Source organism: Phormidesmis sp. 146-12 (assembly GCF_052939495.1).
The window spans coordinates 21,569-34,076 of the sequence record NZ_JBJPHS010000020.1; the positions used below are offsets into that span (position 1 = coordinate 21,569).

Genomic DNA, 12,508 nt, shown 5'->3' on the forward strand with positions numbered 1-12,508 from the left:
CGCCGAGCGAAAAGTTTTGTCAGGCAACCAAGTCCTGTGACTTATTAAAAGGGAGCCACATTTTCAGCATTTGTCGGATGGAATGCTGACGATCTTCTTGGACAAATACGAGCGGCAATAGTGCCACCAATCGCACGACGCTCGACAGCGCAAACAATCCGGGTAAGCCGCCGTAGTCTGCCAACTCTGCCAAAAAGCCACCCGCCGTTGTGCCCAGTGCCCCACTCACCCCCGCGATCGCCGCCGCCACCGCAAAATAAACCGACTGATTTTTGACAGGCGCAATGCCCAATTGAATGTTGTTGTTGCAAAGGTCGATCGCCGCCCAGGTGCCTCCCGCCAACACATGCAGCAAGGGCAACCACAGCCAAACTGACAGCGTATCCGTCCCGGTGCCCAGCCACAACAAAGGAGTGACCGCCACCAAAATTCCGACTAATAACAACAGCGATCGGTTGCCAAAGCGATCAGCCAGCTTGCCCCAAAACAGCAGCATCACCAAATTTGCGCCCGCCGTTAAACTGTTGTAAATTGTCACACAACTCACATCCAGACCCAAATCATCAAGCATGTAAAGGTTGAAAAAAGGTGCGCTCAAGTTAACGGCAAACATCCAAACGCTGAAGTAAATCAGAAATTTAAGGAAGTTGCGATCGCCCAACAAGCGACTAACTAATCCAAAGGGTTGATCAGTCTGAGAAGATTCCGGAGAAGCTTCAACTTGCGCCAACTCAGAAGTGCTTGCATCAGAAGTGTTTACCAAGGAACGATCGTCTAGTATCGGAGATACTGTCTGTTCTACAGGTTGTTCTATAGGTTGTTCTACAGATTGTTCTACAGGTGTCTTATCCAGCGTTCCTAGAATTCCTCTTTGTTCCTGTGGGTTGACATCTGTCATCAGCCATTGATAGCCAAGACTAACCAATCCAAAAATAATGCCCAAAAGGAGCACGATTCCATAGCCCTCGATCGCTCCTCTCGGATAGTGAGACACCATCAAACCCGCCAACGGGACGCAGACCAGACTGGTCAAATTTGCAGCACTATTGCGAAGGCTAAAATACCGTCCCCGCAGTCTTCTTGGCACCAGCGCCGCCAACCAGCTCAGCCACGAGGCACCCCCCAAAGCGCCCAAAAAATTCGTCAAAAAGACGATCGTCAATGTCCACAACACCAGCGAATGAGACGCTACCTGCTGCCACGAGGCGATCCCAATCACCGCGACCAGCAATAACCAGATCAGACGGGCAGGCACATAGATCCAAAAGCAATAATTGTGACGACTGGTGGTGCGATCGCCCAAATAAGCTCCCAACGGCTGAATCAAATTTGCCAACATGGGGATCGATGCCGACAGTCCAATTTCTACGGGACTCGCGTGCAACTCTACCAAAAAGTTACTCAACAACACGCCGCCCGTAATGTTAGAAAAAACCGTCGCAAACACCCCATCCAGCGTCGAGGCTCTCAAACTTTTGCGAATTGCGTCCTTATGGATCTTAGTCTCAGGTGCAGCGGCGATCGGAAAGACGGGTTCAGTTCCCGTGATCGATTCGGGCGATTCTGTTGAAAAAGGATTGACGGTTGCGATCGTTCCCGAATTCACTAAATCCACTGCTGACCTCTGCACTCTGAAACCAAGGGCTTATCAACTTGCGACATTCAAAAAGTCTATCGCACTCGTCTGATCAAGGTTAAGCAATTCTGAAGATGCAGCGACTCCCCTTTAGAACGATTTCTGCTGATCGCTTTGGGAGAAACCTTTTCAGGCTCAAGTCTTCAAAAATTTTCCAGATGTCAGCAACTTTTAAACAATGGACGGTATTAGAGAACACTATTTGGCGTTGCTGAATCATGGGATGAATTGCCCCAATGCGAAGGGGAGCCAAATGTTCAAAGTCCCCCAGAATGGGGGATTTAGGGGGCGAAAAGCTTGACGCTTCTCACAGATTCATCCCTCCAATCAGCAATGCCCTATTTTTGAGGTGATAGTTGAACGAGTGTTTCCATCTTTCGCTGTCAGCCCACTACCTCATTTTCTCTTACCAACCCTTTAATACAGGTTCTCTCAACAACTCACGCTTGGTTTTGGTGTTGGTGACGGTGAGAAAGTTTCCTTTGGGCGTTTTGGCCAGAATGTAGACAAACTCTTTGTTAACGGCTTGAAAATAATTGCCTCGACGATCGTAATCTCTGAGCGGTAGCCGAATGCTCTTGCGGTCTTTTTTGCTAACGCCCACATAGGTATAAGGCGTGTCACCACTGCCACAAATACTCACCCAAAAGTTTTTAGTTTCAGCCGTGATAAACAGGCTCTCTTCCTTTTTGCAGTAGTTCTGCGTTGTTTGAGCGAGTAGGCGATCGTTAGGTTGGGGTTGTGAGTTAGAAATCGTCTGTGCGGCTTGAAGAGGCGCGGCTCCCATTAGAGAAGCCAAGCCCACTAGCACTACCTGCACACTGAGGGAGAGATTGAGAAATCTATATCGAATCATAGGTTTGACACCGAATGCTGACTGTATAGAAGTTTACTCTATACTGAAAGTTCTTATCAAAATTCTTCTCAAATAGGTTGATGACATGTAGAGCGTTTAATGTTGCGCCAAATTGATCTTTGAGTGCTACAGATCTTAGAGAGCAACCTAAATCCCCCACTTGTACGGGACTTCAAGCCAAAGCAGTCTCGGATTCTCAAAGTCCTCCAGAATGAGGGATGTAGGGGGCGAAGGATCTGTAGCATTCACAAATTGATTGGGTATTAAGTAGCGCTGGTTTAAAGACTACACGTTCTGATGTCTCATGTTCACTAGATTGTCTAAAGTCTAAACACTAATAGAACGATCTACAAAAGTATCTCTAGTGCTCTTGCAGCAACTCTAAAATTTTTTCAAACTGATACTGACTGGCTAACTCTCGGATTGTTTCTGCCTCAAATGCTTGCTCAGAGGGAATTTGATACAGCAGTTGCAAAATCAGGTCATCGTCACAGCGACTTGCCGCTTGATACAGTTGCTCCACCAAGGTCAATGGCAACATCGTCGGATCAAATGATTTTGAGGATTGAGCGTTCCTTGAAGTTTGAGACTGAGATAAGTGGTTTTGATCGTCGGCGTAGAAGTATCGCACTCCCAAAATTTGAGCGATCGCATCATACAGATCATTGACTCGGAGTGGCTTACTGAGAAACGCATCACACCCGGCAGCAAAGGCTTTGGAGCGATCGCTTTCTGAGATGCTGGCTGACAATACAATGATTTTGGGTTTTATGTCTGACTGAGCCTGTCGAATCTGCTGCGTCGCGACGAGTCCATCCATTTGCGGCATCCACAAATCCATCAAAATCAAATGAGGTTGCCACTGTTGCCATACGAGCAGTGCTTCTCGGCCGTTTCCCGCTTCTTGAAGCAAAAAGCCCAATGGATCTAGCCAGTAAGACAACAGCTTGCGATTGTCAGATTGGTCATCTACGAGCAAGACGCGATAAGTGGGCTGATTGGGTGCTAGACCCAGAACCTGGAGACTGGGATAGTGAAGGGACGATCGACCTGGTATCGGTGGGCCCATCGCTTGACGAACCGGAAGGTCGATCGTAAATAGAGTCCCCTGACCTAACTGACTTTTGACTGAGAGAGTGCCCCCCATCAATTCGACAAATTTGCGACTGATGGTTAGCCCCAGTCCTGTCCCTTCGCTGTCCCTTTTCCCGGCGCTGGTTTGCCCAAAGGCTTCAAAGATTTTGTCGAGATCCTCTGGAGCAATTCCGATTCCAGTGTCTTCGACTTCAACATGCAGCCTGTCGAGGGTTGAGTCGATGCTGTGCCATCTAACTCGCAAGATCACCCGTCCAGTTTCAGTAAACTTAATGGCGTTGCCCACCAGATTGAGCAGGACTTGACGCAGTTTTTTAGCATCTGTAAAGATGTTAGCCGGAACGTTAGCCGCTTCGACTTGAAACTGTAACCCTTTGACCTCAGCCCTGCGCTGAAGCATTTCTTCTACTGTTGTCAAAAGTGAAATCAAATCGATGTTTGTTTCGACCAATTCGACTTGTCCTGCTTCAATTTTGGAGAGATCTAGAATGTTGTTAATCAGTTCTAGTAAGTGTTCGCCGCTGCGATTAATAATCTGAAGACTTCTTTGTTGAGTGAGTGTAGTTTCAGGCGTATCACATAGCAGTTGAGCAAAGCCTAAAATTGCGTTTAAGGGCGTTCGTAATTCGTGGCTCATGTTGGTGAGAAAGGTACTCTTGGCCAGGTTTGCTGTTTCGGCCGCTTCTTTGGCGCGGGCCAGTTGAGCATTGGTTTTGGCTAACTCCGCCGTGCGTTCTGCAACCTGAGCTTTGAGGGTGCGATTGTAGGCAGAGAGTAGGGCTTCTGCTTGTTTGCGATCGGCAATATTTTGAAAACACACGATCGCGGCACAAACGTTTCCCGCTGCATCCAAAATCGGGCTGGCTTTGACTTCTAAAGGAATCACCGCACCATCTCGGCGGATTTCCATATCCTCAATCGTGATATTTTCGCCCTGAAGCGCTCGAAAAGCGGGTAGCTGCTCTACGGGATAAAACTGCTGCGTTCCTGCTTGAAAAACACCACACAAATGATTCCACTGCTCGATCGTCGCCCCCTCGACAAACCTTTGACTAAGTAGCTGTTGGGCTGACTGATTTAGATAGGTGACCATCTGGTTGGCATCCACCACAGCAATCCCAATTGGAATCGTTTCGAGAACGCTGGCGAGTCGCTGCTCACTGTCTTGCAACGCTCGAAAGGAAGCCTGAATCTGCGTAGACATCTGGTTAAAAGAAGCCGCGAGTGACCCCAATTCGTCTGAGCGATCGAGGTGAATGGGTTGGTCAAATTGCCCAGTTGCGATGTTTTTGGCGGCAAAATCAAGCTGTGAGATTGGATGGGTGATCCAGCGGGCGGTAGCGGTTCCGGTGATGGTGGCGATAAAAAAAGCGATCGTGCAGAGTGCAATCGTGCGGCGTGTGTTGTCATGAATCTGCTGCATAAAGTCGGCTTCAGGAATCACCATCACGGTCAGCCAGTCAATGCCTGATTGATTTTTGAGCGGGGCAACATAGACGAGTTGCCGCTGACCGTTTTCTGTAAACTCAAAGCGTTGAGGCTGCTGAATCGTGTCTAACTGGGTCACTTGAAGAGCGTGCATCAATGCCGTCGCGGTCGCCCGAATCAAAGGCACACTGCTCTCGGTGGCTAGACGCTGACCAGGCTTGCCCCCACTGACTGTAAAAGGACTTTCGCTCGTCGAAGACGAAACCAATCGTCCCGATCGCTCCATGATGAAGACTTTACCCGTCGGACTCACATTCAATTTGGTCAAATATCGCTGAATGTTTTGTAGCGCAAAGTCTAGTCCTACAACGCCCTTGAGTCGGGATTGGCGATCGTAAACGGGCTGACTGACGGCAATAAAGATCGTCCCCGTCGTAAATCCTGGATAAATCTTGCTCCAGGTTAGCTGGTTGGCTTGTTTTGCAGACCGATACCAGGGACGAAGCCGAGGATCATACTTTCCGGCGGGGTCTGTTTTGAGTCTTTGAGTCCGCTTGCCCGTTGCATCAACTCCGTAATAGGTGCTTTGAAAGTTAGTCGATCGATTCACCACATTGATCCGCAGTTTGTCGTCGGGTGTCCGTCGATTGATGCCCAAAAAAGTCCCGTCTTCTGCGCCCAGCGAAATCCAGCTAATGGTGTCAAACTTTTGAATCTGTTGCCAGAGTAGGCGATCGTTTACTGGGTTAGCGACCGTCAAATCCCACTTAATTTCTCCTCGATTGACAGCATCCACTGTGATTTGATTCATCAACTCTGCTTTTGAGAGAAAGCCTGTCAGATAGAGATGAATGCGATCAACAATTTCTTCTTGAAGTTTATTAACCAAAGTCTGGACGGTTTGCTGTCCGTTTTGAAAAGACAAATAGCCCACAAGTCCAACCGCTGCCACGATTTGCAGGACAAAGGGAATTGTAAAAACAAACAGCAACGGAACTTTCTTAAATGATTTTCGAGAAGGCGCTGACTGAGGCATCGAATTCAACATTGCAGCGAAAAATGGCAACCTGATTTTAGCTTATGTAAAAGTTATGTAAAAACTTGAAGTATCGATAATTACCTGAATCATCAATACAAAAGAGACAAAAATCAGAGACATTAAACAGTCTTTCACTTCAATGTTTTGCGCTATCCCCACCCTCCCAATTCTGGAGAACTCAGCTTCATCCCTTCCTCTGACTGTCAAAGTTTTGCTGCCATTTTTGTCGCTGCTCAGAAGTCAACGTGGCCGCGATCGAGTCAATGTAAGTCTTTAAAGGAACTGCTAACGAGTCTTGAAGCTGTTTGGCATCGTTTTTTTGTAGCTGACCCGCCAGTTCTGGCTTTGACTGAAGGATTTTGGTGGCATCTTGCTGCATTTTTTGGCGAGCCTGTCTAATCTGTGCCTGTTGGTCTGATGTGAGTTTGATGCCCTGCAATTCAGCCGAAAGGGTACGATCGACCTCTCCCAAAGCCGCCTCGATCGCACCGTTTACGCCTTGCTGGGCGTTGGTTTTGAGCGCGTCTACGATCGTTTGCTGAAGTTGGGCCCGTTGCTCATCGAGCTTTTGTTGAATGAATTTGCCGATCGCCGTTTTCGAGTTTTCTACAGCGCTATTTACCCCTTTTGAAAGTTCGGAGGTGAGCCGCCCGGCGGTAGAGTTTGCGAGTTGGTCAGCAACTTCGGCTTGGCGTTCGTCGAGTCGTCTGGGTCGTCTTTCGGAGGTGGGCTGAGACGCTTGAGAGGGGGCAGGCGTTGGGGACTGCGCGGACGTTGGGGCAAGCTGCACTCGGTTGAGCGACTGACTAACCGCAAGCACCATACCTGCAATGCCTGCTAGAGAAATGGCGATCGCCATCATGGAGAGAGATTTATTTTGATCTGGCATAGTGCCCCCTTTTGCGCCTAAAAATCGTTCAGATTCAGCATTCCCCAAGCGGAAAGCCTTCTCCTATAACATCAAGTTCAAGGGGTCAAACTCCTGAAGCGATGATCGATTTGTTGAGTAATACCAAATTGATCTTTGAGTGCTACAGATCTGGGAGAGCAACCCAAATCCCTCACTTGTGGGGACTTCAAGCCAAAGAAGTCTCGGATTCTCAAAGTCCCCCAGACTGGGTAGGGCTGATTCATTCTGATTAAGGGAAAATCAAGGAAACCCAAAACCCTGATTCTTTCATTTGGATGGTTCTTAGCAACTAATGAGGGAATCGGCTGTTCGCTTTTCTCTCCCTAGAATAAATCAACCCTACCCCAGACTGGGGGATTTAGGAGGCGAAGGATCTGTAGCATTAACAAATTGATTTGGTATGGGCGGCAGTATCCAGTAGACGCTGTGAACGATCATTCAGGGTTCAACCCAAAGGCTTCTCATCTTATTCTCCTACAATCGAATGACTCTTATAGAAAAGTTCATCTAAATAAATCAATGGAAGGAAAAAATACTGAATGCTCGAAAGCCTCTCTAGGGAAATGTATAAATTAAATAACAGTTCAGTGAATTCCTATGAATGATCTTCAGTTAGCCCAATGTTATGAACTGCTTGACCTCAAACCTGGCGCAACGGTGGAAGCGATCGACACCGCTTACTCAAAAAAGGTGATGGAGAAAATTCGACTGGGAGACAAGGCAGAGAAAGATCGCCTAAAGATTGCCTACGAAATGCTAAAAGACTTTACGCAACTGCAAGCTTACCAAAACGCCCAGCAGATTAGCGAGTCAAAAACAATACAACATCGAATTACTGATTTATTAAACAAAACCTTAAACACTCAAGACACTCAAATTAGACTGCGAGAGACAGAGCTACAAGTTCTCGTACAAGCAAAAGCACCTAAAGCTGAAATGATTGCCAAAATACATCGCAGTCTCAAAGAATTTTTGGCACCAGAGATCAAAACGGTTGTAATTTATGGAATGAGAGGCAATCAGGCGATCGTCTGGAAAAAGCAATTCCCCATGCCTACATCAGGACTCACTCAAGACGACGTTAATCCCTACTCATTTAACAATCGTTTTATAAATCTTGCAGCGTTTCCAATTGCATTTCTATTTGCGCTGGTTACCAACATTGGCTCATTCAAACTTCTATTTTTATCGACGCATATTTGGATTCATGAATGTGGTCATGCGACGGTTGCATGGCTTGCGGGACATCAAGCAACCCCCCTTCCCTTTGGCTGGACAAACGTAGGAGAGGAGCGATCGCTCTTTGTCTACTTTGGCATTCTCGTCTTATTTAGTCTGCTGTTTTGGACGGGACTACGAGAGCGCAAACGTTGGGTAATGGGACTGGCGATCGCCCTCACGCTCTTACAGTTTTATTGCACCTGGATCATGCCGATAGACACCTATGAAATGTGGCTGTCTTTTGGTGGCATTGGAGGCGAGTTTTACCTCAGCACTCTGCTCATGATCAGCTTCTACTTTCCGCTTCCTGAGAAATGGCGCTGGGATTTTTGGCGATATCCGGTTCTTTTGTTAACGGCGAATACATTCTGGGCCAGTTTTTGGCAGTGGCACCAGATCAAAACAGGCGAAGGCTCGATTCCTTGGGGGTCGCTATTTGGCGGTGAGGGCGACGCAGGGGGCGATATGAATCAGTTAAGTCTGACCTATGACTGGAGCGATCAGCAGATCATTGGCGCTTATACCCTTTTGGGTAATGGGTGTCTGCTGATTCTGATTGGCATTTATTTGTGGGTTTTGAGCAAGTATGGGCGATCGATTATAACGTCAGTTCGATGAGAGTGACTCGCTTCGTTTCAATCGGCTTCTGCCCCCTAAATCCCCCACAAGTGAGGGACTTTGAACGAGAAAGATTGTCTCAAAGTCCCCCAAAATTGGGGGGTTGGGGGGCAGAAGTGCTGAATAACGAAGCGAGAAAACTCCATCGAATTCACGTGATTATGGCTCGGTGAGCGATGGCTTAAAGTGTTGTGAAGACTGGGTTTTGAAGGTTGCTTTTTTGAGGTGAATTCAATGAATTATTTCGCTTCGCTGTCCGCGTCTTCTGCCCCCCAACCCCCCATTCTGGGGGACTTAAGACAAGATCTTGGGTTCAAACTTACTTACCTGGGGGACTTTAGTTGGCTCTCCAGAATCTGCAACCAAAGGGGAAAATTCATCGAATTCACAGGGTGACACCGTCTTACTTGGGTAAGCGATCGCCCGCTTGTCGAGTAACAACAGGTTTGGAGCCGTCATGGCCGTCGAGCGACCCATCAAACGAAACATTCGCTGGAGCAGGCTGGGGCAATTTGCGGATTCGACCTTCTGCTGACTTGATCACCACATACAAGACAGGGACAATAAACAAACTCAACACAGTAGCCACACACATTCCACCGACGATCGCCGATCCCAAAGATTGTCTAGCCGACGCTCCTGGCCCACTTGCCAAGACGAGAGGAACTGCCCCCATCGTGGTCGAAATCGCCGTCATCAAGATGGGACGCAACCGTTCGCGACAGGCCTCCGTAACCGATTGGACAATGCTCAAGCCTTTCTCGCGCTCTTCATTGGCAAACTCAACAATCAAAATCGCGTTCTTACTGGCCATCCCGATCAGCATCACAAATCCGATTTGCGTATAGACATCGTTGGCGGTTCCCTTAAGTAACACAGCCATCAATGCGCCAAGAATTGCAAGCGGCACCGTGAGCATGATGATCAACGGATCGATGTAGCTTTCATATTGAGCCGCCAAAGTCAGAAACACGAAGGTAATGCCCAAAGCAAAGATAAACACTGCGGCACCGCCTGATTCGAGTTCCTCCAGAGACAGCCCCGACCACTCATAACCAAATCCTCTGGGCAGCGTTTCTCTGGCAACGGCTTCCATCGCAGTAATCGCTTGCCCCGAACTCGATCCGGGTGCGGCAGCTCCGTTGATTTCCACGGATCGAAACAGGTTGTAGTGGTTGATAATTGACGGGCCGATCGTCTGCGTCACTTTCACCAAATTGCCTAATGGAATCATCCTACCTGGAGCGCCATTCACGCTGGCACTGCGAACATACAGCCGCTTGATGTCATCTGGGTTAGCGCGAAACTGACTGTCAGCCTGCACATAGACCCGATAAGCGCGATCGAACTGGTTAAAATCATTCACATAAGCCGAACCCAAAAAGATTTGCAGCGTGTTGAAAATGTCTTGCAGCGAGACTTGTAGCTGGCTGGCACGAACTCGATCCACCTCAACTGAAATCTGCGGCGTGTTGGCGTTAAAGTTGGGTCGCAGTCCGGTGAGTTCTGGGCTTTGAGCGGTAGGATAAGTCGTCGCCCGTCCTAAAAATTTGCCCAACGTCTCGCCCAAGGCCCCAAATCCCAATCCGGTGCGGTCTTGCAGGTGAAACTCAAATCCCCCAAAGTTACCGATTCCGGGAATGGCAGGCAGGTTAAACGGCAAGACGACCGCTTCTTGAATCGAAGCCAATTTGGGAAACAACCCACTAGGCTGCGGAAAAAATCCACCAATAATCGCTTGTAGAGACTGATTGGGCCCCGATCGCTCGTCCCACGGTTTTAGCGTTGAGAAAATCAAGCCATTGTTGGGCGTGGCTCCACTAAAGCTAAATCCCCCCACCGCAAAGATGTTTGAAATTTCGGGCTGCTGTTTGAGAATGGCTTCCGCTTTTTCTAAAACTTTCTCCGTGTAGTCAAGCGATACGCCTTCAGGAGCCTGCACGATCGTAATAAAAACGCCCTGATCTTCATCGGGGATGAACGCCTTGGGGACGAAGTTGTAGACGAAATACGTGAGAACCAGCGCCAGTGAAAACCCGATGATCACCACTCGTTTCATCCGAATCGCCTGCGTCACGCCCCGCGCATAGCCATCTCGCGTTTTGTCGATCGCCCAGTTGATCCGATTAAAAAACCAATTATTCGGAGTTTGTCCAGGCTTGAGCAACACAGCAGACAACATCGGCGTGAACGTGACTGCATTAAAGGTAGAAACGGTAACAGAAAAAGCGATCGTCAGTGCAAACTGTCGATAAAGCTGTCCTGTAGTTCCTGGAAAGAATGCGACGGGTACAAATACGGTAATCAGAACGAGTGAAGTTGCGATGACTACACCAAACAGCACATTCATCGATTCCATTGCCGCTTCACGCGGATTCATCCCTTCATCTTGAATGCGACGGCTAATATCTTCGATAATCACGATCGCATCGTCCACGACCAATCCCGTTGCCAACGTTAAACCAAATAGCGTCAGCGTGTTGATTGAGAACCCCAACAGTTTAACGAAGATAAAGGTGCCAATAAACGCAACGGGAATCACAATGGCAGTAATGAGCGCCGATCGCCAGTTCTGCAAAAACAAAAACAAAATCACAACGACTAGCACGACTGCCTCGACCAGCGATTGCACGACTTCTTGAGTACCCGCTTGAATAAAGGTCGTCGTGTCAAAGGCAATGGCATAGCGAATCCCTGGGGGAAAGCTTTTGGACAGGTTCAGCATTTCTGTTTTGACCGCATCAGCCACATCCAGCGCATTACTACCAAACTGTTGATTGATGCCGAGTCCAACCCCTCTGTGAGTGACGCGATCGTTAGGAGTAAATCGCAAAACTGAACCGTAATTTTCTGCTCCCAATTCTGCACGACCGACATCTTTAAATCGAACTAACGCTCCATTGCTGGCAGATTTGATCACCACATTGCCAAACTCTTCGGCATCTTTGAGGCGACCTTGAGCCGTCACAGAAAATTGATACTGCTGACCAGATGGCGCAGGCGGTTGTCCAATTTGTCCGGCTCCCACTTGCAGGTTTTGTTCTTGTAAGGCGGCGACCACATCTTGAGGAGTCAGATTGCGACTGGCTAATCGTTCTGGATCGAGCCATAGCCGCATGGCGTATTTGCGTTCGCCAAAAATCTGTACGCCGCCCACGCCTTTGATCCGCTTAACGGCATCAGCTAAATAGAGATCGGCGTAGTTGCTGAGATAGATGTCGTCGTATTTGTCTTTGCCTGTTTTTTCGTCAATTTCAGCGTACAGCCCGATCGCCAGCAAAAAGTTATTGTTGGCTTTGACAACCTGCACTCCGGTTTGGGTAACTGGCCCAGGCAAGCGAGACAGAACGGTAGAAACGCGATTTTGCACATCCACGGCTGCTAGATCCTGGTCGCGTCCCAGATCAAAGGTCAGGTTGATGCTGCTGGTTCCTGTGTTGGCACTGGTGGATTTGATATGCTTCACCCCGTTGATGCCGTTTAGCTCCCGTTCCAGAATGTTGGTGACGGTCGATTCGACGACTTCTGCGTTTGCGCCTGTGTAGTTAGAGGTGACGCTGACCTGGGGGGGAGCGATTTCAGGATACTGCGCGATCGACAGCGTTGGAATACAAGCAATTCCCAGTAGCGTGATCACGATCGAACACACTGTTGAGAATACGGGACGCTGAATAAAGAAATTAGAAATCGACAGAATCATAGTCT

The 12,508-nt window shown here is 48.4% G+C and carries 6 protein-coding genes; 1 reads left to right on the plus strand and 5 read right to left on the minus strand.

Annotated elements, in window-relative coordinates:
- Positions 1-19 precede the first annotated feature (19 nt).
- The 4 genes from ACKFKF_RS11340 to ACKFKF_RS11355 all read right to left on the minus strand — a co-directional run bounded on the left by ACKFKF_RS11340 (position 20) and on the right by ACKFKF_RS11355 (position 6,943).
- Positions 20-1,615 (minus strand): MFS transporter, encoded by a 1,596-nt coding sequence (locus ACKFKF_RS11340; protein ID WP_446867810.1) that lies wholly within the window; start codon positions 1,613-1,615, stop codon positions 20-22.
- A 427-nt stretch (positions 1,616-2,042) separates the two neighbouring features.
- A complete protein-coding gene (locus ACKFKF_RS11345) occupies positions 2,043-2,492 on the minus strand; it encodes a hypothetical protein (RefSeq protein WP_446867811.1) in 450 nt (149 codons plus the stop codon).
- A 361-nt stretch (positions 2,493-2,853) separates the two neighbouring features.
- On the minus strand, positions 2,854-6,051 hold the full coding sequence (locus tag ACKFKF_RS11350) for an ATP-binding protein (protein ID WP_446867812.1): 3,198 nt from the start codon (positions 6,049-6,051) through the stop codon (positions 2,854-2,856).
- A 187-nt stretch (positions 6,052-6,238) separates the two neighbouring features.
- Positions 6,239-6,943, minus strand: a complete 705-nt coding sequence (locus ACKFKF_RS11355) for a hypothetical protein (protein WP_446867813.1) — start codon at positions 6,941-6,943, stop codon at positions 6,239-6,241.
- A 618-nt stretch (positions 6,944-7,561) separates the two neighbouring features.
- On the opposite strand from ACKFKF_RS11355, the gene ACKFKF_RS11360 reads away from it, so the two are divergent.
- Positions 7,562-8,803, plus strand: coding sequence for a hypothetical protein (locus tag ACKFKF_RS11360; protein ID WP_446867814.1), 1,242 nt, complete (start codon positions 7,562-7,564; stop codon positions 8,801-8,803).
- A gap of 403 nt (positions 8,804-9,206) precedes the next feature.
- On the opposite strand, the gene ACKFKF_RS11365 is transcribed toward ACKFKF_RS11360, so the two are convergent.
- Positions 9,207-12,503, minus strand: coding sequence for an efflux RND transporter permease subunit (locus ACKFKF_RS11365; RefSeq protein ID WP_446867815.1), 3,297 nt, complete (start codon positions 12,501-12,503; stop codon positions 9,207-9,209).
- Positions 12,504-12,508 lie beyond the last annotated feature (5 nt).